At 45.5% G+C, this 22,596-nt stretch carries 18 protein-coding genes; all 18 read right to left on the minus strand.

Features of this window, described 5'->3' with window-relative positions; all coding sequences use genetic code 11:
• Window positions 1-7 precede the first annotated feature (7 nt).
• Window positions 8-3,172, minus strand: a complete 3,165-nt coding sequence (locus J2Z37_RS11010; protein WP_209810309.1) for a baseplate J/gp47 family protein — start codon at window positions 3,170-3,172, stop codon at window positions 8-10.
• Window positions 3,156-3,557 carry a GPW/gp25 family protein gene (locus J2Z37_RS11015; protein WP_209810310.1) on the minus strand — a complete coding sequence of 134 codons (402 nt, stop codon included), beginning with the start codon at window positions 3,555-3,557 and terminating at the stop codon, window positions 3,156-3,158. The genes J2Z37_RS11010 and J2Z37_RS11015 overlap by 17 nt, the downstream gene beginning before the upstream one ends.
• A gap of 21 nt (window positions 3,558-3,578) precedes the next feature.
• A complete protein-coding gene (locus J2Z37_RS11020) occupies window positions 3,579-4,274 on the minus strand; it encodes a phage baseplate assembly protein V (protein ID WP_245203728.1) in 696 nt (231 codons plus the stop codon).
• A gap of 32 nt (window positions 4,275-4,306) precedes the next feature.
• The gene (locus J2Z37_RS11025) at window positions 4,307-5,407 is read right to left on the minus strand and encodes a phage late control D family protein (RefSeq protein WP_209810311.1); all 1,101 of its coding nucleotides are present in this window, start codon (window positions 5,405-5,407) and stop codon (window positions 4,307-4,309) included.
• A gap of 17 nt (window positions 5,408-5,424) precedes the next feature.
• Complete coding sequence (locus J2Z37_RS11030; RefSeq protein ID WP_209810312.1) at window positions 5,425-6,054, minus strand: CIS tube protein; 630 nt, start codon at window positions 6,052-6,054, stop codon at window positions 5,425-5,427.
• Between the two features lie 134 nt (window positions 6,055-6,188).
• On the minus strand, window positions 6,189-9,911 hold the full coding sequence (locus tag J2Z37_RS11035) for a hypothetical protein (protein ID WP_209810313.1): 3,723 nt from the start codon (window positions 9,909-9,911) through the stop codon (window positions 6,189-6,191).
• Window positions 9,912-9,936: 25 nt separating this feature from the next.
• Window positions 9,937-10,386 carry a phage tail protein gene (locus J2Z37_RS11040; protein ID WP_209810314.1) on the minus strand — a complete coding sequence of 150 codons (450 nt, stop codon included), beginning with the start codon at window positions 10,384-10,386 and terminating at the stop codon, window positions 9,937-9,939.
• Between the two features lie 5 nt (window positions 10,387-10,391).
• Window positions 10,392-10,565: a DUF6760 family protein gene (locus tag J2Z37_RS11045; RefSeq protein WP_245203729.1), complete on the minus strand. Its 174-nt coding sequence runs from the start codon at window positions 10,563-10,565 to the stop codon at window positions 10,392-10,394.
• A gap of 20 nt (window positions 10,566-10,585) precedes the next feature.
• Entirely contained in the window at window positions 10,586-10,963 is a 378-nt protein-coding gene (locus J2Z37_RS11050) for a phage tail assembly protein (RefSeq protein WP_209810315.1), read from the minus strand.
• A 96-nt stretch (window positions 10,964-11,059) separates the two neighbouring features.
• A complete protein-coding gene (locus tag J2Z37_RS11055) occupies window positions 11,060-11,497 on the minus strand; it encodes a phage tail protein (protein ID WP_209810316.1) in 438 nt (145 codons plus the stop codon).
• A gap of 38 nt (window positions 11,498-11,535) precedes the next feature.
• Window positions 11,536-13,218, minus strand: a complete 1,683-nt coding sequence (locus J2Z37_RS11060) for a phage tail sheath family protein (protein ID WP_209810317.1) — start codon at window positions 13,216-13,218, stop codon at window positions 11,536-11,538.
• Between the two features lie 120 nt (window positions 13,219-13,338).
• Window positions 13,339-13,902 carry a Pvc16 family protein gene (locus J2Z37_RS11065; protein ID WP_209810318.1) on the minus strand — a complete coding sequence of 188 codons (564 nt, stop codon included), beginning with the start codon at window positions 13,900-13,902 and terminating at the stop codon, window positions 13,339-13,341.
• 342 nt (window positions 13,903-14,244) lie between these two features.
• Window positions 14,245-15,624, minus strand: a complete 1,380-nt coding sequence (locus J2Z37_RS11070) for a PP2C family protein-serine/threonine phosphatase (protein ID WP_209810319.1) — start codon at window positions 15,622-15,624, stop codon at window positions 14,245-14,247.
• An 18-nt stretch (window positions 15,625-15,642) separates the two neighbouring features.
• Window positions 15,643-15,981: an STAS domain-containing protein gene (locus J2Z37_RS11075; RefSeq protein ID WP_209810320.1), complete on the minus strand. Its 339-nt coding sequence runs from the start codon at window positions 15,979-15,981 to the stop codon at window positions 15,643-15,645.
• A gap of 30 nt (window positions 15,982-16,011) precedes the next feature.
• A complete protein-coding gene (locus J2Z37_RS11080) occupies window positions 16,012-16,443 on the minus strand; it encodes an ATP-binding protein (protein WP_209810321.1) in 432 nt (143 codons plus the stop codon).
• An 11-nt stretch (window positions 16,444-16,454) separates the two neighbouring features.
• A complete protein-coding gene (locus J2Z37_RS26000) occupies window positions 16,455-19,484 on the minus strand; it encodes a cyclic nucleotide-binding domain-containing protein (RefSeq protein ID WP_209810322.1) in 3,030 nt (1,009 codons plus the stop codon).
• A 222-nt stretch (window positions 19,485-19,706) separates the two neighbouring features.
• The gene (locus tag J2Z37_RS11090; RefSeq protein ID WP_209810323.1) at window positions 19,707-21,968 is read right to left on the minus strand and encodes an AAA family ATPase; all 2,262 of its coding nucleotides are present in this window, start codon (window positions 21,966-21,968) and stop codon (window positions 19,707-19,709) included.
• 58 nt (window positions 21,969-22,026) lie between these two features.
• Entirely contained in the window at window positions 22,027-22,578 is a 552-nt protein-coding gene (locus J2Z37_RS11095; RefSeq protein ID WP_209810324.1) for a hypothetical protein, read from the minus strand.
• Window positions 22,579-22,596: the final 18 nt, after the last annotated feature.

Consider the following 22,596-nt stretch of genomic DNA (forward strand, 5'->3'; position numbering starts at 1 on the left):
TCCCCCCTTATTTCTTCATTTCGACCACGATACGATGTTGGCCGGCAACGACAATCCCGTGCGGAACTTCGGGGATTCGGTCGGGATGCCATTCCGTTCGCACGCCGTCTTCCCTCTTATGAACATCGATTGCCAACTGGGGGATATGCAAAACAGGTCCAATGGATTTGAGCAGCGCATAAAACATCGAATGGTGCACAGCTTGTCCAATATTCCATCCGCGGTTATCCGCATTTCCTGTTAAAGGATCCAGAAACCGATTTAACTTTCTAATAATCTCCCTTTCCACTGGAACAACGTCGTCCATACTTCTGACCCACACCGTCGCATGGACTCCAATTTCAAGCAGCGCAGGCTCCATCACCTGCAAACTGCCCGGGAAAGCTATATTCCCAGCAGTCCTTTGCAACAAACTCGACTCTACGATTCGCTTTAGCTCTTGAAAATGCGCACCATCCCCCATTCCCGATTTGGGCAAAACAACGATGGATAGTGAGCCTGGTTCCTTTTCCAATTTCACATTTAAGTTTGGCAAGCATTTCACTTTCGCCACATTGGGATGCGCTTGACGCGTCAGCCACTCGAAATCCTCTGCTGTTACGGCACGATTCCGGTGTGTAAACAACTTCGGCCCCTGAATTGCAGCTTCTTCCACTGTTCCCGGGTCACACCCTCCAGCCGCGGGAAATGGATTCGTCACCCCATCAATAAAAGCAATCGAATCCTGTAAGGAGGTAATGGTATCTGCAGGTACATTCCCCCGTTTGCCTCCGCCTGTCGTATACGTAACCCTTACGGTGTCTTCCCCCAACAGCATGAACTTTTTGCCCGCCTTCCCATTGCCAAACGAGAGTCGCCCCGCCGCCCGGTCCATGACATAATGGCGATCTGTCGGGGTTGATTTCAAAAAGTGATCCACCGCTTGGTAGCGCACCCAAATCCGTAGGATTTCTTCCTCAGAATCACGTACAATTTCGATTGGGGTTCCGGCAAATTTGAGGTCATCCACTTCATCATTGGAAATCAAGCCCGTCTCATCGACCCAAACTTCTTCCGTAAGAACAGGTGTCCGCGACAAAACAAAATACTCGCTCATATGCTCTTCTGCTGTGTCGTAAACTTCAAGGCGTTGCGGCAGCTCATTCGTAATCGTTTCCTGTTGAACGGCCAGAATCGTATTCAAGGAAAGGTCCAATACTCTAGGCACGTTATCCGCTGCAGACTCATGATCGTAGCGCCCATCGCGATTTTCGGCACGGATCCAATATTTCGTTACACCAAAACGCGTTTCCATTACGAAATCCTGTGGTCCTACAAATTGAACAGCACCGCTTCTAGTAAATCCGTTCGTTTCATCGGCAGCCGCCAATGACGACCAGTGAGGGGAGCTGCCTACCTTCTTCAAATATTCCCATTCAATGAACGGGATGTCTGCTTCTGTCGTACGACGCTGGTTCAAATTGAAATACAGACTGATCGGACCACGTACCGGCGGGGAATCAAAACCAAACCACACCGCAGGGTTACGCCCTTCCAGAGGAAGAAATGGGCGGAACGTGATCCCACCGGTCTGAACCTCGTTGGTCCGTTCCTTAAGGTCTAAATTATTCAGAAGGAACAAGCGCTGTGGCGGATAGATTGGCTTTTCATAACCAAAACGAAGACGCAGCCGATGGATAACTGGTGCAAAGTAAATCGCATTCGGTGAATAGGCATTATGAATCTGCACAATCCGTCCTCGAACCCAATAATTCTCTTCAGCATTGACGAAGATCTCTTGCAAGTCATCCGGACAGATAAATGAAATTTCCACCGTCTCCTTCCCTTCTCTAGGAATGCTGAAAAGTTTCTGCGATTCCGCATTCACAGGGAGCCTTACCCAAGAGCTGCCGTTCCAGTATTCCCATTGGACATTTGCAATCGTCACTGGGTCTGGAATTTCCGTTTTATCCACCTCATGACGTTTCATAATCGGTTTCCAATTAATTTGCGGCGGTCGATCTGGAAGCAATCGATGTTGGTAAAACTCCATATCAAAACGGAGCGTAATCTGCGCACCGCGTTTCGACAATGCTTCTTTATTTGCTATGTAAAACAAGCCATACTGCGCAAAGAAATCACCAAAAGGTTGACAGCCTTCTTCCGCATCGATTTGAATATCGTTATAGTAAAGTCGATCAGGGATAATCCCCTCTTCGTCCGAGGCCGCTGCGAATTCACTTTTCATGGTAAGTCGGTCCAATTGTATCTTCCCAAGTGCGGCGGCCTCGGACGATTCATCAAGTGATTTTACCCGGCAACGAAGCCAATACCCGCTAATCCCATTGTATTCAAACTTATCGATAGCGAGCTTACGCAGCTTAATTAGACGAATCGTGGATCCTTGGCCATACACGCGATCGAATGGCTGCCATTCTCCTGCGCTATAATACTCCCACTGAACGGCATTCATATCAGACAAAAGCTTTACACTTTCACCGACAGCGTAATCATTTTGTGCGTTAAATAAGCTAAATTCTAAAAAAGCGGGGTTTTTTAACAAAAAGAGAAAATCATGCTGAATATACATCACATGTTCCTGCAAATTGTTGCCTTCCAGTCCGAATAACGCAGTGCCGCGATCATCCCCATAAAACGACAAGGACTCGCCTTCCTTAGCGAGCCTTACAATTCGATCCCGTTTGGGACTGACGGCCAAGATGTCTGTCAACCGCGCCGTTGTAAGCAGGACAGAACGCGCTGTCTCAAACAAGATGGGTTCAGGTTCGCCTGGAACAGCGGCTGCAAGTCGCGCCCCCTTCTCTACGAATACCGGTTCAGGTGCCCCCTCTGTGAGTTGAAATGTCAACTGTGCTAAGGCGGGGCGCGCCTGGGCAAGTTCTACGTGAAAACGATTGAGAAAAGCTAAGAAGCTCTTGTATGGAACTTGATTAAGCCTGCGAATATTCCCCGCCAACAAGTGAGCAAACATGAGGGACAAAGCTGTTCCCGGGTCCGGGTCTTCAGGACTGAAGCGCCACTCTGGTGTATAGAAGGGAGCCATTCGTTTCATTTGTTCTGTTAAGTCTGCCAGATTTCTTTCGTCAATCGTTGGGGAGTGATAGCGGGAACCCCCACCCACACTTTGATTGGCCATACATCTCTCTCCGAAAAGTTTAATTTGATCCCTCATATAAATAAAAAGGATAAACCTGATTATATAAATTGTTGGTGTTTCTTACCTCATATTGAACATGGATAAGAAGTTTCTCTTCATGTGTAGCATCCCGTTCCACTTGGACCTGTACTTCATGAACACGGGGCTCCCACATCCGAATCGCCTCGTCGATTTCTGCTTCGATAAGACGTAATGTCGTGTCATCATTGGTTTCGAATAGAAATCGATCGATCCCACAACCGAAGTCAGGCCGCATTAAACGCTCTCCCTTGGCAGTCCAGATGATAATACGGATAGCTTCGGCAATGTCCTCTTCGTGCTGCACCTGCTTGATGCGGCCAGTAGAACTATCGACTTCGATTGGAAATTTCCAGCCCTGTCCTAAAAAGTCCTTTGACATATTAACCTCTCATTTCCGGTCTCAATTGATTTTGACAATCGAGCCTTTCACGGTCACGATCCCATCTGATTTCAGATTCAGTGCAGCAGACGCTTTCAAATCAAGGGTAGCATTCGCTTCAATGGCAATTTGGGTTGATTTTAGCTTGATGCTTTTCGCACTTTCAATAATGGCATCACCTTTGTTATTAATCGTGATTTTTGTCATACCACTTTTTATTTCAATCTCATTGCTCGAACCGCCCTTGATAATCACGGTATTTTGTCCACTTTTCTCCTGCAGCTTGACTGTATCTGCTTTTTCAGACATCTCCAATTGATGTCCTTCCTTCGACTTTACCGTAATTTTCCCGTCACCCTGTGTATCATCAAAGATAATTTCATGTCCCATTCGTGATCTGATTTTTCGGACGTTATTTTTATCATCCTTTCCAGATGGAGGTGGATCCTTCTTATTCCACAGGGCGCCGATGACGATCGGTTCACGAATATCTCCCATTTGGAAAGCAACCAGTACCTCATCGCCTACCTCTGGCACGAACAATGTTCCGCGGTCCTTTCCCGCCATTAACGTGGTCATTCGTGCCCAATCCAAAGCGTTTTTATCGTCAATGATGGGTATTTTGACTTTTACTCGCCCAAGATTTTCTGGATCTTTATTGTCTGTGACAATACCTACATAAACACCATTCACAAGTCCTAGCATTCTATCGTTCATAGCATTTAAGGAATCAAATATTTCATTCATCATTACACCGCATTTCCTTGCACCTGAAATTGGGTTAGATAACCTGTTTCGTCGATCGTATGTGTAGCACCTTTAATGTAGTAAATCTGATTTAATTGTTTGCCAAGTCCATCCAATTTAATGTATCGTCCTGCCCTGATTTCAGGTAACCCAATACATTCCACGTCACCGGACACTAATTTCATCGCCCGTTCATTCATTGCAGCCTCAGCCTTTTCTTTTGCATCCTGGGCATCCTCGGCGTTCAAGTAAAGATATTCTTCAAAGGATCCCAGTGTCTTTAGTAAATCCGCCCCTGTCTTCGTGTTCGTTCCAATCTTATTGACAGTGCTGGAGGATGATTCAATCACTTTCTGATTCTTGGCGTCCCAGCTTCTTACAATCACTTTTGTTACTTGGTCGGCAATATTTTGTTCGACGTTGAAACTTAATAAATGTTTTCCCCAGGAGAGTGTCATGAGAGGGGTCTTATTCTTGTTTTTTTGGCGAAAGTATAAGGTTTTCCCCACGATGAAAAATTCATAGTTCAAAGACAGGGCTAAATCCTGCAGAAATTGATAATCACTTTCTGGTTTTTTAGGAAAGCTGGGGATCGGTTTGGATGTTTGGTCAATCACAAAGTGATTTGCACCATATCGTTGTCCAATTTCCCTGACAACGTCCGATATTTTGCGATTAGCCCAAGACTTGGCATTCCGTCCCCGCATCATCTTAAACGATAGATCCATACCGGAGACCGTAAGTTCAGGCGTGCCCCCTCTCGGAAAATTGACGTTTACCGCCGTTATATATCCGAAAAATAAGGGCACAAGCCGATCTGTATAACCTATTTGCACCTCTAGCGTTTTACCAAGGACCAATAACTGGTCTAACCACTTAAATTCTCTTGTCATCAAATTATAGGCATTGCCAATTGTAAAGGATACTATATCCGATTCCTGTGAAGCCGTGGTTTCTACGGACAGGTTCGTGATCGCCATTCCCTCACGAACAGCATCTTTATTATCGATGACTACCTTAAACCCTGGTGCGATGAAATTGCGGTACTTTTTCTCTAGTGCATCGAATGTATACTTTTCCGTTCCCAACTTAACACTGCTCATGGCTGTTATCCCTCACCTTATCCATACAATCGCGGAATTTTAATCACTGTACCTGGCTCTAGTTGTTTTGGATTTTTAATGGCATTGGCGCGGGCAATTTCCCTCCACAGGCCAGGGTCTTCATATTCTTCTGCGGCAATGCGCCACAATTGGTCCCCTTGTTTCACGGTACGTTGCTTCGTACGATCCGCCGATTGACGGGGAATCCGCTTAAACTGTTCCTTGATACTCTGTACTGCTTTAAATGTCACAGTCAGCGTAGCTCGAACCGGGATCCCAGATTCCAGAAACATGGTATATTTTTGGGACACCTTTTCAATAATCCCTTTAAATTGCAGGCTTCCCCAGACAAATTTACAGAGTGGGGGGGCATGCAAATCCTTATCCACATCAAGCAAACCTACGATTTTAGAGGTATGTTTCCGAACGTCGGTCCCCTTCTCGTAGGAGTCAAAGAACAATTCCATCGTCAGTGTAGTTGCCTCCCCACTGACAAATTGTGCAATCGGTTGCGAGAGGCCGGGGATCGTCTGCCAAGAATATTGATTTGACGAGTCTAGCATGTATTCGTTCGGATTAAACAGCACATCGATTCGCTCCGTTATAGGCCCACGGTGCACCATGATCATAGCTTTCTTAAGAGCCAATTCCTCTCACCTCGTTTGCTTCTGAATTTTGGGTCGGGATGTCTTCGAGAGTGTCTTCTTCGGGCTTATGAAGGACATTCTCTATGTTGATTGGGTGGTCTTTGTCCTTCATAGGCTCATGGCCCATGCTTTGCTTACATCCCTCTACGCTGTTGTTCGATGCGCATGCGACGGGAAAATTCCTTATACATTTGATCGACCAAGCGGTTGACGTCTACTGTCGGTTTCGCCCATTGCTCTTTTGTCTGGTTCAAGTCATTTTCCACCGTCTTGATCGCTTGCTGCAGTGTTTGCAGGGCTGACTCCTGGATAGGTTTATTCGTCGTGTTTTTCCGCAAAACATCTAATCGGATCGCTTCCCTTTGTCTTTGCCTTTGTCCACGTGTTTCAACGACAGATTCCCGCTCCAACACCTTTTGTTTATTCTGTCGATTGATCAGAAGCTGCGCTCTGCCAGGCTCTTTTTCCTCCCGTGTTACGCGCTGCCAACTTCCTTGTTGTAAGAAAATATCAGACCTTTTACGTATTGTACCCATCCGATTTTCATGGAGAACGAATTGGCGATGATTTAGATCTTTCACAGTGTTCCACCATGGCGGTTGCCTGTTTATTACTTGTTTCTGTTGATGTTGTACTGCTTCCCTTATGACATGAAGCCTTGTCGTTTTCTGTTCTAACCGGATTTGCTGTGGCAAGTGTTCGCGCAACGCTTCCGGACTTTGGCGGGTCACATGTAACCGGGTTGTTTCTTGACGCACAACTGGCTGTTGCAAACGCGCTTGTTCTGCACGCTGCCGGGTAGCGGTTACTTGTTGCTGCATGACTTTTTGTTGGAACATCTGTGTTTGTTGTTGATGCACGATCTGCTGTAAGGTTGTTTGTAACCGTGCGGAAGCTGTACGTTTCACCAGTTGCTGCCCCACCCGATGTTGGGTTATCGAGCGCAGCGGTGTATCCTGCATATGTCGTGCTTGTGATTGGATTTGCTGTCGGTTCACTGCCGAAATTACTGCCAGACGTAGTTGTCGCGTTTGCAACTGAACAACGGGTGGTTGTTTTACTGCGGACTGCTGTTTCTGTTTCTGTTTCGGCAATGTATGCAATTCCTGTTGTTGCATCAAATGCCGTTGTATGGTTCGCAACTCGGTTGCACGTTGTTGAATCGAAAACAACAACGGGACTGGTTGCTGTATACTTTGTTGCGGAATAGCATTCTGCTCGGTCAGCTGTTGTTGGATTTCCTGCCGCAGTGTTGTGTACAGATCCACCCAATTCCTTTTATGTCTTTGCTTCTCAACCCGGATGGTTTCCATTCGCATCATGCGGTGTTGCTTCCGGTTCACACGCTCAAAACGACCTAGTTCGAATCGATGTTGTATGATCTTGTTTCGCAGCAGAGATTGTTGCACAATATGCAACTGAGTCGTACGTTGGTGGGTAATGCGCCGGATCGTTGAAAGCAACAGAGGCATTCGCTCGAGCGTCACCTCGTGCAAGTTCTGCTTTAACGTTGTTAGTCCCTTCGTCACTCGATTGCTTGCTCGAGTCTGATCCTGAACCTCCACCAAATGTTGCATTCGGACTAACCGAGTTTTGGCTTGCCACAAACGCTGTTGCACTTCCGGATTATGCGCCAGTTGTTGCCGTACCACCTGCAAAACAGTGGTGTGTTGCTGATTGATCGAATCTATTGTGGAAAGCAACCACGGGTAGCGTTTCGGCAGTCCCTGCAGCTGGGCAGTATTTGCATGATTTGAAGTGAACTGCTCCAACCTTGTTTTCAACCGCGTCACTTGGGTTCGGGCCGCTGCTTCCTGACGATACTCATGAACTCGAATCTGGCGAAATTTCAAGAAATCCAACCAGCTCGTATGCTGTTGAACCCTAACCAGCTGCTCTAATCGCTTGAGTTCCGACAAGGCCCGATGCCGCAGAAAGTGTTCCTGCACCATTTGCCATTGCGTGGTACGCCGAAGGATGTGCTGTTGCAAGGTCTTCTGACCTGCTTGTTTTTCCCCTACCCGGTGCTGTGACCACAATTGTCGTTGTACCAACTGCAAAACAGCGGTGTGATGCTGAACGATTGGCTCTATTATGGAAAGCAACCATGGATTCTGCTTCGGCAGAACACGTGGCTGGGAAACATCTGACCCATTTGGAATAGCCTTCCCAAAACTCATTTGCCACTGCATCACCTGGGTACGAATCGCTTCCTGACTATACTCATGAACCCCAATCTGATGAAATCTCGAGATCTCAAACCGGCTCGTATGCTGTTGCACCCTTACCTGCCGCTCTAGTCGATTGAGTTCCGACAAGGCCCGATATTGCATCAAATGGTCCTGCACCGTTTGCCATTGCATAGTACGCCGAAGGATGTGCTGCTGCAGGGTCTTCTGACCCGCTTGCTGTCCCCCTATCCAGTGCTGTGACCGCAGTTGTCGCTGTACCAATTTCAAAATGGTTGTGTGTTGTTGGGTAATCCTCTCCACCGTTGAAGGCAGCCATGGAATCCGTTTAAATATAACCGTTGGCTGATTCGAAGAAACCTGCTCCAACCCCGCTCTCCTCCGCCTTACTGGGGATCGGTGCACTTGCGGCCTTTCTTGCTGAATTTCACCATGCAGAGTAGTTTCCAACCGTATCGTTTGTTGCAACCTAACTACCTCGCCCAAATGCCCTGGTTCAGCCCTTTGCTGTATGGATCGAAACTGCATCAGATCCTGCTGGAACGTATCCTGCCTTGTTGTAATACGATGGATCCGTTGCTGCAAAATCCGATGAACAGTCGAATAGGCTGGTGTCCACTGTTTTTGCATTAGATACTGCAAAGCGGTTTGCACGCGCAGCACTCGTTGTGGGGTTTGATCTTGTTGAACCACATTTTTCACATGGTTCTGATCCCGCAAGGTATTCCCCAACCTCAGACGGCTCCTCGAATCCCCCCCTGGAAACATCGCATAGACTCTTTGAAAACGGGCTACCTCCCGATGTTGGGTATTCGTTATAAGATGAAGTGGGAAATCTATCAAATCGTTTTTATTGTGATGGATAGATTCCAAATAAACGTTTAAAAGCAGAGAAGGTGAAAAGGAAGTCTTCTCCCGCACTGCTTTTATTGTTGGACTTATGATCTCTTCCCGCAGCGTGGGAGTCGTTGTCGAAACTTGATTTAATAAAGCAGGCAGAAGCTTTCTATGGGTTTGTCCCGCAACAGACAATCTATGATTTATAAAATTCCGGGAAATCAAACGTTGCCAACTGCCTTGATGATTGATGGAATCTGCGATTCCTGCTCCAATCCCTAACTGTGGATCATTCGTTTTTCCAGATTGATTTCGCAGCAATTGGTATTCTTTTATAACTTCCCTGTTCGTCCCATTTATTGAATTTCTTTCACCAGTTGGAACCAGGGGAAGGGAATTAAAAAGCTTTATCACCCGCTGGTTGTCCACCCTTGGGATCCCCTTTGCAGGTGAATGATCCATGTGGCGTTCCTTATTGGTCCGCAACTTTGAATCTACTAATCGGAAATGCATCTGCAAAACAGAGTGAATATTTCGCATAAAAATTACTGAATGGATGGGGGAAGACGAGACTTGAAGAGGTGCCGTCTGACCTCTCCGATGAATCATCGTTCCGCGTTCCGGGCTACGCCCGACAGACCACCCATACTTATTTGTCAGACGGTTTGCAAAAGACCCATCCGTTATCCGAATGGAACGCAACGGATTATTGAGAGGCTCTGATCTTGATCCGATATCCTTTTCACGACGCACTGGCTTTCGTATAGAGGTTGGGTGGACAACATATGTCTTAGGGATGTTCTTATTCTTGTGATTGTCCATGTTTGCCATCGTCCCTCCATCGGATTAAAATCATCTAGATCTTCACTTTGCGAAACCCATTATGTACCAATTCAATCGATTCAATCGCGACCTCACTGCTGATTGCGTTCAGCTCAGGGCCCGTCCACTTTGATGGATAAGCATCATAGAAATTCCAACGGCGAAATTCTTCATCCTGCTCATCGTACATAATAATCGACCCATTTCTGCGGGCTATCTTCCCATTCACAACCTGCATATACCATTTCCACAACTCATTTGTCATAGTCATGCCCCGTTTTAGTATAAGAGGTTCCAGCTTGATTCTCCCAGGAAGACGATGAACAAATTGATTCAGCCCGCCCTCCGGCACTTCGTGTATTTCCGTTTCCATAGAAAGCCCGCTTACTTCGGAAAAGCCGGCAACCCACATCCCGTCAAGTTCAACCCTAAACCGATATGCACCAACAACATATGGTCGTACATTATCTTCATTGTGAAACATGCCTATCACCTTTTCTTAAACACGTCGAAAGGATTGTGTTTTTCGGGCTCGTCATTCATCTTACGATTAATTTTGGAAATCTCTTCACACCATTTCCGCCGCTCGCGATGCTCCATATTCATAATTTCCTCATGACTCCAATGGAAGTAGTAGGCGACAAATCCCATTTCCTCATACAAGCGGTCCTCCGGATACAGGCTTATACTTGCTCCGTTACGGGCAAAAAAGAGATATCCACCTCATGTTCATGATCGCATTTAGGACAAACAGCCTGAACAGAGAACTTCTCCCCCTCATTGATTTCGCGGTAAAGATTTTGCAAATAGGCCAAATCAGCTGTAAATAATTTTTCAATCGTCTTAGTGTCAATAGCGCGTAGATCCCCAAGCTTCGTTACAACCCGTGCTAGTAAAATAATGGTCAAATAACCAGGGTTTTGCTGTACGCGCGGATCACGCATCGGCAGAATCTCATCTGCAGCAGTCGCAAGACGCATGGTGCCTCTGCGATGCAAATTTCCATTTTCGTCTATAAATCCTTTAGGCAACTCAAATTCATATTCCGTCTTAAACGACATATTTTTCCTCCTTGATGACTTTCTGGTTCTGGTAGATCAAATAAACGAAACGGAGGAACAGCTTAAATATCGTTGTTCCTCTGTCTTCATCATTCATTATTGTGTGCGCAACATGCCCTCATGGGCCAATTCAAGCAATTCAATGGCCACCTCGGATGCCGTAGCATTGAAATCAGGTGCAGTATATTTCGCAGGCCATGCCTCCATCACTTGCCAGGTTGCAACATCCTCACCAGCCTCATCGATGGCGATGATGGTGACTGTTTTTCTTTCAATGGTCCCCTCTACAATGCATTCCTGAATCCATTCAAACAATTCCATAGAATCCGTAGCGCCCCATTTTAACGAGATATTTCCGTATTTCGCCAAACCAGGCAATTTTCTAGGAGTAATGACATCTGTACCTTCTCTATACTCGACAACATCCAAGGAAGCGTCAAACCCTGACACTTCACTAAAACCAGCCTGTTCAATGCCTTCTACTTCCACCCGAAATCGAAACTTGCGATATGGATCATTACGTTCACCAGCCATACTCTACTCTTCCTTTCTTGTTGATATTATTTTGACTCTTACTGTTCATTGGTCTTCTGTGTAATGCGGAATACAACGAATTCAGCCGGTTTTACCGGTGCGATTCCAATCACACAGATTAGGCGACCATTATCTATATCATCCTGTGTCATCGTATTGCTGCTAATATCAATGTAAAATGCTTCCCCTGGAGATGAACCCATCAACGCACCGCCGCGCCACACGCGAGTTAAGAAGGCATCAATTGTACGATGGACACGTGCCCAAAGGCGCTCATCATTCGGCTCAAAGACAACCCAGTTGGTCCCTGCCTTGATCGATTCTTCAACAAAAATAAAAAGTCTGCGAATGTTCACATATTTCCATAGAGTATTGGAGGATGTTGTTCTCGCTCCCCAAACGCGGATCCCTTGTCCGGAGAAACTGCGAATCAAGTTGACCCCTTTCGGATTCAGAATATCTTGCTCACCCTTGTTATACTGTACATCTAGCCCTGTTACCCCTCGCACCACTTCATTGGCAGGAGCCTTCTCCACCCCTCGGCTATTGTCACTGCGTGCATAAACCCCAGCCATGGAGCCAGAAGGGGGAACGAAGATATTGCGTTTTTCCAATGGATCGAACACTTGCAGCCAAGGGTTGTACATCGCCGCATAACTAGAATCAAAAATATCACGGTGCGTCAGTACATCTGGCACCTTTGTTTTTGCTCTTGGAATATCCAAAATAGCAAATCGGCTGCCCAAATTCTCACAATGTGCGACAAGGGACAGTTGCACAGCTGGATCCGTAACACCCGGAATAGCCATAATGCTGACTTGATCATTATCAACAAAAGCCTGGATCCCAGTCCGTTTGCCTGGTCCATTATCCTCCCCAATATAATCGGATGGACTAATCCCACCAATCGAACCATCGGATCCGCCGGAAAGGGACACGGTATATTTGTTGGCAAAATCACCAAACGCATGAACATCGTCTGTGTTTGCCTGAATATGTACTAATGCTGAGCGCGAGGTTACCTTATCAACATGGTTCGCCGCTGCGCGATTAAACGAGCAATTTTCATAAGTTTCTACTTCATCGCCATATACAACATGCATTGTAAATTCAGCAGTAGACAGAACCTTCACTGGCAGCAAACCGTTATCTACTACGTCACCTTCGAATGCGCTCTCCAGGCCAATGATATTATCGCGAACCTCCATAACCTTATTGGAGATCTTCTCGTCACCCGTAAAGAAAGTAACTGCATCCCCTTCATTGAAGCCTGCACCATTCTTTACTCTGTATTTCCCGCCACCCAAATCCTCATAAATTTGAGTCTTCGCTTTACTCGAAGGTTCACAGTAAATTTCCACTGCATTCGCCCAAGTTCCTGGATTTTTCGCGGATATACTGAACAACTCGCCAACGCTTGATGCAATAGCCGCGTCGGAAGGCGCTATTCGCATGATATAAGCGCGAGAACCTCCATTGACAAAAAATTGATCAACCGCATAGGCAAGATAACGATAGGCACCAAACTGATTTTCTGACAAATACTTGCCATAGTTTCTTTTAAAATCGTTCATGCTGGTTACGAGGACAGGCAATCCTTCAACAGGACCTCTCTCAGCCAATCCAATGAAACCTGCGGTGCTTGTGCTTACGCCTGCTAACGGTTGACCGGCGCTGTCAAACTCCTCGACATAAACACCCGGTGATAAATATTCAGCCATTTTTAAGTGCCCGATTTACATATAGGGGTTAGGTCCCCTCCGAAATCGGTTCCTCCTTTCGGGGTGAAATATTATGCAAGACCATTCGCAAAATGCGACCGATCAATGCTACAAAGTGAATTACTTCTGACTTACATGAACATGTCGTTCCCGTACGCGGGATGTTGTCTTCGTTCGCGTTGAGTCTACATAAACGGGGCCAATTTTATAGCTTAGCGACAGTTTGTATGGCATGTTTGGGAATAAACCAACAACCTTATCAAGCAGGACCTCCTCTTTTACCACACGAAAGGTACTTCCAGAGCCCTCTAAGGAACCAACAAGGTCCTCCCCTTTTAAAACATTGTGGTCATGAAGCACCTGAAGCGTCCTGCCGATTATCCGATGCTCGTCAATGGCTCGCGAGAGCACATCGGAGGCTGAATGGGCGGTAATCAGATAGGTTAAATCCAAAGCCACAGGCGGAAAGCGCATGGTATTGCCTAAATCAACAAGCTCATTGCTGCGAAAGTCTGTGTTTTCCTTTACTTCATATAGGAATAGGCTAAGATTCATATCCCCTTTATCATGAGGATGCGCTAGCCCGATTCCATCAGGGTGACCAATTAATTCAGGAACGAGCGCCTCTCTTAACACCTTAACTAAGGATAATCCAACATCAGCGATAACCGTGTAAGAAGCCAAAGACCCTCATCCCCCCAATACTCTGCATAGGTTCTTAATTTGGAAACTAAAACTTAAATATAGGTTGAATTTTCTGTAAAAATAGCCCACCGAATTCAGAAATGCCTATGAGGTCTTATCAAGTTATTTACGATGATAATACTGAAAATGGTTTATAATCTTCCCAAGCGGAAAGGAAATCAATCCCCTCCCATTAAATGCTTAATGCTTCTATGGTTCGATATTAGCAGGAAGAGGATGGATGTTATTAGTGCATTATACCTTCCCACCTGAAAGCAATAAAATGACTATTGTCCTAGCATGCTATAGTCCTATTTTTACATTATCTTGCAAAAACCGCAATCACATTTTTTGTTTTGAATGAAAATTTGCTCGAATACCGTCGAAGTTTGCAACCATTATCGCAATATCATCGGATTGCGGATGACCGTTTGCAAATCCAAGCACTTCTTCCCGCAACAATTCGGTTACCACACGCGGTGTGGATGCTGTGCAACCCTCTAACACTTGAAATAGGCGATTCGTTGTGAACCACTGACCCTGGTCATTCTCTGCTTCTGTAATCCCATCGGTATAAAGCACTAGTGAATCCCCAGGTTCCAACCGTACTTCCTGATCTCCATATCCCCCATCTTCAAAGATCCCTATAGGGAGATTTTTTATCCCTTCCAGCGCTCTGACTCCATGATTCCCAATGATGTATGGCGTGCAATGTCCTCCGTCACAATAACAAAGTTGTCCCGTCTGCACATCCAGGATCGCTAAAAAAATGGTGGCAAACATCGTCGAATCTTCCGAACTGACCTCACGGTTAATCTCTTGCAAAATTTCTGCGGGGGTATGATAGGAATTTGCTTTCGCCTGAATCCAGATCATCAAACCCGACATAAACAAAGCAGCGGGCATTCCTTTATCTGAAACATCCCCTAAACAGATTAAGAGTTTTTTGTCATCAAGCGGAATGAAATGATAGAAATCCCCGCCAACCACTTTCGCAGGAAACAAACAAGCAAACAGTTCAACCCCGCCCATTTGGAGGGAAGAACCCGGCAGGAAGCTTCGTTGGATGTCTTGGGCAATCTGCAGTTCACTCTCCATCCGCTCTTTGGCAGCTGTCGTTTTACGCAAAGTTTCCAGCGACTCGACCAATGCTTCATATAAAAACATATTTTCAAGAGAGATAGCCGTTGGAGAGGCGATCATCTCCAACAAACGCAAATCTCGTTGGTTAAAAGACTTGTTTCCCTTTTTGTTTATTACCTGAAGGACACCTAACGTCTTGCCATTCGTAATGACAGGAACACAGATCATATTTCTTGTTGGAACATTTACCTTGGTAGATACGCGGTTTGACCAGCGAGGGTCTTTTGCAGCATCGGGAATAAGGATAGATTCCCCCGTCTTCGCCACCCATCCGGCAATCCCTTCTCCTATTTTCAAGCGAATCTCCCGAATCTCCTCGTTCTTCTCTCCAATTGCCACTTCAAAATATAGTTCATCCCTTTCTTCATCGACGAGAATGATGGAAGAACCTTCTGCATTCATTGTTTTCGCAGCGGTTTTCATAATAATTTGCAACAGATCCTTGCGTTGAATGGTAGAGCTTAACTCCAGACCAATGTTGAATAAGGTGACTGTTCTGCGCCATTCTTTCCAAAAGATAAAGGCAATGGCCATCATGATCAACAGCAGGAAAACAAGAATCTCTAAAACGTACATCATTGAAAATCCCAGCTTTCTTTAAGAAGCTGCAAACTTCAGCGCTTCCTCTTCTGTTTGAAAGATCGGGAAGATCGTGGAAAATCCCGAGATCTTAAATACTTCATTTACGTTTTCATTCAACCCAAATAAGGCGATCTTCCCCCCCGCGGCCCTCGTTTTCTTCACAGATAACAGCATCACCCGCAAACCTGCACTGCTTATGTACTCAAGCTCTGACAGATCAAATACGAAGAACTTGGATCCCTTGTTCACTAATTCCAAAAATTCACCTTCAACGATCTGCATGGTTGTTCCATCCAATCTTCCATTGATCCGAATAAATTGAATGCCCTTTTGCTCTTCCACGACAATGTTCATGCCCTGGATCCTCCCCTCTTCTCATTCCTATTATTTGACCTTCTTACGCATAGTGAATCGGTTTCTTTCATCAATTCTGCTGTACTCACAGCTGTCCATCGTGGTCCTGATCAAAAAGATGCCAAGTCCGCCAATTGAACGATCCTCGGCAGGCAATGTGACATCTGGGTCCTGTCTTTCAAGCGGGTTAAAGGCAGGGGCCGTATCGATAAATTGAATGGTGACTTCACCTGCCCCATTTATCCAGAGAAACACCTCAATCAATGGGGGAGTTGAGGAAGCTTCCCCCTTCCCCTGATACCCATGCACAACAATATTCGTGAACCACTCTTCACAAACCAATTGCAGGCTTATGTTTAATTGATCGGCAATTTCATTTTCTTCACAGAAAGTCGTCACCAATCGCTTCAGATGCCCCCACTCTTCCAGGTTGGGAGCTAATTGGATAGATTCTCTTTTCAAGATTTCCCCTCCTATCCAAGCTTAAGTACCATATGTTCCATCGTTCTTAAACGATTCCCAACCGAACGCAATAAACCGATGCCGATGTTCGGATACAACCGGACGAGCCGCGCCGTTTCCTTTCCCTCGATTTCAAGAACCTTCACATAATCAAAAATGACTTGGGCAGAGACAAGAGAAGGCCGATCATCAAAAAGAGCAGCTTCGCCAACAGATTGCTTCGGTCCCATAATACTAATGGTACCTTCAATGCCGTCATCATTCATGCCGCTGATCTCTACATTACCTTCCACAATGACAAATAAGGATGCACCCGGGTTTCCTTGTTTGATCAGATATTCACCTTCTTGGTATACTTTCTCTTTTGCAATGCTAGCCACACGGCCTAGCTCCTCAATCGGGATTTCCTCAAACAAAGGAACTTGTTTAAGAAGTACGATTTTGTCTAAAGCACTTAGATACTCCCAATTATTGACCAATTCCCATTCTCCTTCTGCCACACCGGCTTTAATTGCTATTGCCTGCAACCACGGATCTGTAACGGTAACAGATAAGTCTACTGCTGTTTTCACAGTTTGCGAGGGCACGGAATGACCGCCATCTACCCCAACTAAATACGGGTTTCTCTGATAGAAAGTTAATAGTGCTGACGCTAATTTTGGGTTCCCTAATCCTTCCGACAAAATTTCCAAACCATGGTCACGGACTTCTTCATCTTGGTCCTCAACAGCCTGTCGGATTTGCGGGATGGTTCGTTCATCTCCAAATCGGATCATCACCGTCCAAATCGTATCCAGTAAAGATAAAGTCAATTCATCACTGCGCCTATGTGCCAGCTGTGTCCACTCTTCACGTCCCGCGGCTTGAATCTTTCTTACATATTCGTGATTGGCCTGTAATTCGAGAAGTTTCTTCACACAGGATGGCACAATCAAGTTCTGAATATCTTTATCAGAACCAATGGCATTCACGACGGTAACAGCCGTTCGCCAGATTTCATCATTTGTTGAGGGAATAAACCGAGTTAATTCAGGCAGTGCCAAGGTACCGATGTCGATCAATGCTTGTTCAATCGCAGTGCGCAATTCCATGTCTGCTCCAACAAGCAATTCTGTTAAATTCGTAGCAGCTTCGTGGCCGCCAATTTTCCCAATGGTTCGAACGGCTGTCATCTTCACGACGGGTGTTGGATCAAGCATGCACATCATGACATCGAAATAAAATTCCTGGAGTCCCCGCTCTGCAATGACCTCACATGCCAGGATGGCAGATTCCCCTCCTTCTCCTAACAACCGCCGTAGATCTGCACCGAGTTGTTCTGATTCCTCCATCACCCGCAACGCTTCCACTTGTACAACAGGACTAACATCCGAACGGGCTGTTTGAATCCAACGGTGCTTATCGCCTATTAGGTTCCTATCGGAAAACAACTTGCGAAACGCCGCTGCACGGACGGATGCCTCCTGATCCGTCAGAAAGGTTTCCTGCCTTTTAGGATTCAGTGTTCTCCAACCCTCTGGATGAATGGCATCCAGCGCCAAGGTCCGAATTCGCTCCGAACTACGTTCTGCCAATTGAACTAAGGAATTCGTTACAGCGGGGTCCGGATGACTCAAAAATAATTCAATCGTTAACATCTGGACCGTTTCGCTTGGAGAATTCAGTTGCTCCACCAACGTTTGCCGTACATGGTCATTTTTCATCGATTCAAGAAGCTCATTGAGAAAGTCCTTAACCGCAGAACCGCTGACCTTCAAATAGCGTACAAGCTCTTTAATATAGAGATGACGTCCAATCCATGCCAGGACAAGCAGTAAAACGGACATGAATGCCCCAAGCAGCGCCTGCTCAGGTAAAGAAAGCAGCGCCTCAGAGTGCAGCATAGAAAGGGCGGAACCCAGCAGAATCCCCACCGAGGCAGCAATCCCCTGGGCAAGATAGCGAAACCCATCCCGGTGCTGAATGGGAAGCATTTTAAAAAAGAATTGGTACCCCGGCTCGGCAAAATAATAAAGCAGCAAATAAGTAAGGCTGTACCCTATAGAAACAAAGGTAAGCGCAAATTCAGCCTCGATGAACATCGCAACAAGGGAAAAACAGCCTAAAAATATCAATGTGATGGCAAATATCGTGTTACTCGCACCTAATCGATCGATCAGCTTTGCAGCAAATAATTGAAGAAGAAAAGCCGCGCAGAATAGAAGAATGACCATGAATCCATAGAAAGAAGTCAATTGCGCTTCTGTATGGAATACGGACTGGGCAACAGTGAAGTATTGATATTCCATTAGGAAATAAATAGCAGGCATGAATGTCATGATACCAATGACTGTAAGCAAGAATGGAGATCGCAACGTCTCTTTCAAATAAAAGGCCATAGATGATGTGTGTTGTTCGGCTTCCAAATTCCCTTTAAACGTAAGCGGGATTAAAAATTGTTTTAAGGCGATGAGAAAGTTGGGCAAACCTAGCAATAAAAAAACAGATGCTAGAATATAAAGCACGTCCGATCCGATAATCGGTGCCAACTTATTCGATAGAATCCCTGCCACGATGCCGCCGATAATCGCCGAAAGTACAAAGATTGGCATCACCCGTTTCGCCTGTTGGGTTGGACATAAATCAAACGCCGTGCTCCACATCAATAAGGTCTGTTGTCGAACCACAAAATTGGATGTTAGAAACAAAAGGAAGTAAAAGCCGTCCCATTGCCATCCAAACCATTGGAAGGCTAACAACACACCCCCATTCATCACCCCAATTAAAATGAAAAGGGTGTACAAGGAAATCATAAAGCGCGGTTTTGACAAACGTTGTGATAAGAACGAAAAAAACCACCCCTCAAGGGGAAGCACGAAGGCTTCAATCAGATACATCATAGGTAAAGATTGCGTTCCTACCCGGCTGTTAAAAATAGACATAAACGAAGTATAATTAACCATCTCGGAAACACCCGCAAGGAAAAAAACCGTTCCCAAGATCCATACTTTTCGCCGATCTTCGAATTTTAGATTAAATAATGTCTCTATTCCAGCTAACACACGCAGCTCCACCTTATAATCTATTAAAATCTGTTCAACCCAGGAAAAATTGAGGATAATGACTAGGACTTTATAATTATTGCAACTTCTGTAAAAATATTAACTCAGTTTTGACATATTCGCAATCTTTGCGTGCATCCTAGATGATTCAATCACGTCTTTCTGATATATCAAAAGACAAATAAAAAAGACTGCCGAAGCAGTCACCTACACCTCTTAGCATTAGATTGGGGATGATACATAATCGGCGTAAGGCCCTAATCGATCCTTAAGCAGCAACTTCCCGGTTTTCTTGTATTCTTGCATCGCGCCTTCGATCAGCTGTTTCATAGAGACCGGCACGCCCTCGCTCGCAGCTAGAAACGATGCCGTCAAAACAATATTCTTGATTGGACCGCCTGCTAAGTCAAAGGTTTGGGCGAGAAATGCAAAATCAATCTCTTCAACAGGAAGCTGAGAGGGAAACGCAGATCGCCATAGCTGCTCTCGTTGAACCGCGTCAGGGAATGGGTATTTAATAATAAATTGTATTCTCCTGGTAAAAGCCTCGTCCAGATTTTGCGAGAAATTCGTTGCTAGTATTGTAAGTCCGTCGTATTCTTCCATTTTTTGCAGCAGATACGAAGTCTCCATATTCGCGTATTTATCATGAGAATCCTTTACTTCAGAGCGTTTGCCGAATAAGGCATCCGCCTCGTCGAAGAACAGAATCGCTCCGCTTAATCTAGCCTGCTCAAAAATATCGCTTAAATTTTTCTCTGTCTCTCCTATGTATTTGCTGACCACTCTAGATAAATCGATACGGTATAGTTCTGCATCCATCTCCCTGGCAATTACCATTGCAGACATTGTTTTACCTGTTCCAGGCGGACCCGTAAACAGCATGCTAATCCCCTTGCCATAGGCCATCTTTCGATCAAAGCCCCAACGATACATAACAGTATGTCGATGCTGCAGTCTGCTACAAGCTTGACGAAGCAATTGGATCGTTTCTGGCGGCAGGATGAGATCCTCCCAGCCAAAACGGGCTTCCATCTTTACTGCCTTGTCCTTTAGACGATGGCTAATCAGCTGATAAGCGCTTTGATGAAGGATTTGTGTGTTGGATGGGCGAGGGATGTGGGGCTCTGCAGTTATGTCTCTCCATACCTCCTGTTTCTTCGCTTCTTCAACAGCTGCCATTATTTTGCCCGTGGGAAACCGGAACTTAACGGCAAGCAGACCCGCATCAGCATCCGTAATAGGAAACGTATCTTTCGTTATCGTCCTCCATAACTTCTGGCGCTCTCCAATTCCTGGAATAAATAGCGGGATGTCTATCCATTTCATTGATGTTGGCAGCAATATCGGCTTAAATTTCTCTTCACCGAATAAGAAAACCATTCCATCCCAAGTTCCAAGGCGATTCAGAAGCCATTCTTGACGCAAGTCTTTGCTCGCTGTCCGCTGATCATGTGCAGATGATTGGAACAGGTGGATTCTATCAAATGCGGGGACTGCATCTAGCAGCTTCGCTTCTAGCAACACCCGGTCAACAGCTTCAAGAAAAGCAAATTCCTCTTCAGGAGCATAGAAGAGATCCCATTCTAGAAGCGATCGACCCAACCTTCCGCAAAGATGACGGGCTTGGTGGGTTTTTCCGCAGCCTGACGGCCCGTGCAACATCCATACGAGCGGAGTTGCCGCCCCTTGGTACTGCTTGGAGTACTGAAACATATGCTCCTGCTGTTTTTGATCTATCAACAAGGGAAGCGTGTTTTCGTCGGTTGGATATAGCTTTAGATGCGGTAATATCCTCTCATCGTGCCAATCCAGGCCCAATATGTAGTAAACCATTCGTTCTTGCAAACGAATGGGACTTAAGAGGAGAGATGACGTGGGTGAAGAATTGTCTAATTTAGGCATGGCCAAAAAAGCCCGTATGCCATTCGAAGCACTTGTTAGTCTTGCCACGGCCTGTCTTCGTTCCTCCGAGTTTGTGCAGCATAAACGAAGCATATGATCGATCGTGAGATACTGGCTTGTCATATCTTCCTGCAAATAGGCGAATAACTTTAAGTACTTCCGGTTCACATGCGGGGCTATAGCAACAATAAGCATTCGAATGTCTAGATCGCTTAAATGGAATGAATTCTTCAAATGAAGAAGCGGTAAGGACAACCCTTTTTTTCTTGTAAGTTCTAATCGGGAAGCTATTCCTTGCTCCAGCCGTTGCAGCATTAATTTTTGATCGGAAGTAAACTCGGGGAAAGGTTCATCATCATCAAGCAAAGCTTGCGCTTCCGATGAACTCATAAAGATCCCACGGAACGCCTCCGTTGTTGGATCTTGTCTGAGCAACTTTTTCATTCGTTGCATTTCGATTTCCAGGACGATATCCAACCGGATCAATTCATCAGACAAATGGTCCAGCGAATGCTTATAGGGTTCCATTTCACAGAGTTCAATCTCGTCAAGTTCAATTTCGTAAATCGGATCCTTCATTGTTTAAATACCCCGTTTGGCGTGGTGTATGTTCCACGAGATCATTTTATTCGCCCCTCTAAAGAAGGTTTAAACGGGCAACGGCATCATCGTACGAAAGGGTCCCAGATGCGGCTTCCTTAAATGCATTGATAAATAAGTCATGGATGTGTATTAAAAGTCCCATATTACGATCAATGTGCCGGGTGTTCCATTCAACCGATTGGTTCGAATCGACAACACAATTTATTTTGTAGAAAATCAGGGATGCTTCCTCCATGATACCGAAAGCCCCTAACGGTAGATTAACATTTATGCGGTTTACAATTCGGTACAGATCCGCTAAGTATAAAGGATCTGCATTACAGCTAGTCCCACTTTCACCCATTTTTAGGGTGCTTACAAAAATTTGTAAAATATGAATGCCTTCCTTCGCTGAATCCAAGCCAGGAATAAAGTTCATTTCCACTTGAATAGTGTGACTGGCTTGTTGAATTAATTCAAAGGAAAGCACTAGGGAAAGATATGGTATATCCTCTGTAGGTTCGATGAGCTGGCATGGAATCCCAGCATCCCGGTAGAGCCGCAAGCAAGACTGTAAAAGCAAGGCTGTATCGCCATGGTTGTCCATAGGGTCCTCCAACTATTA

It is taken from the genome of Ammoniphilus resinae (assembly GCF_017873965.1).
In the GTDB taxonomy this organism is placed as follows: Bacteria; Bacillota; Bacilli; order Aneurinibacillales; family RAOX-1; genus Ammoniphilus_A; species Ammoniphilus_A resinae.

Excerpts from the sequence above, each read along its gene's own strand:
- J2Z37_RS11010 (WP_209810309.1), bottom strand. The coding sequence starts at position 3,172 with ATGAGGGATCAAATTAAACTTTTCGGAGAGAGATGTATGGCCAATCAA.
- J2Z37_RS11015 (WP_209810310.1), bottom strand. The coding sequence starts at position 3,557 with ATGTCAAAGGACTTTTTAGGACAGGGCTGGAAATTTCCAATCGAAGTC.
- J2Z37_RS11020 (WP_245203728.1), bottom strand. The coding sequence starts at position 4,274 with ATGAACGATAGAATGCTAGGACTTGTGAATGGTGTTTATGTAGGTATT.
- J2Z37_RS11025 (WP_209810311.1), bottom strand. The coding sequence starts at position 5,407 with ATGAGCAGTGTTAAGTTGGGAACGGAAAAGTATACATTCGATGCACTA.
- J2Z37_RS11035 (WP_209810313.1), bottom strand. The coding sequence starts at position 9,911 with ATGGCAAACATGGACAATCACAAGAATAAGAACATCCCTAAGACATAT.
- J2Z37_RS11040 (WP_209810314.1), bottom strand. The coding sequence starts at position 10,386 with ATGTTTCACAATGAAGATAATGTACGACCATATGTTGTTGGTGCATAT.
- J2Z37_RS11050 (WP_209810315.1), bottom strand. The coding sequence starts at position 10,963 with ATGTCGTTTAAGACGGAATATGAATTTGAGTTGCCTAAAGGATTTATA.
- J2Z37_RS11055 (WP_209810316.1), bottom strand. The coding sequence starts at position 11,497 with ATGGCTGGTGAACGTAATGATCCATATCGCAAGTTTCGATTTCGGGTG.
- J2Z37_RS11060 (WP_209810317.1), bottom strand. The coding sequence starts at position 13,218 with ATGGCTGAATATTTATCACCGGGTGTTTATGTCGAGGAGTTTGACAGC.
- J2Z37_RS11070 (WP_209810319.1), bottom strand. The coding sequence starts at position 15,624 with ATGATGTACGTTTTAGAGATTCTTGTTTTCCTGCTGTTGATCATGATG.
- J2Z37_RS11075 (WP_209810320.1), bottom strand. The coding sequence starts at position 15,981 with ATGAACATTGTCGTGGAAGAGCAAAAGGGCATTCAATTTATTCGGATC.
- J2Z37_RS11090 (WP_209810323.1), bottom strand. The coding sequence starts at position 21,968 with ATGAAGGATCCGATTTACGAAATTGAACTTGACGAGATTGAACTCTGT.
- J2Z37_RS11095 (WP_209810324.1), bottom strand. The coding sequence starts at position 22,578 with ATGGACAACCATGGCGATACAGCCTTGCTTTTACAGTCTTGCTTGCGG.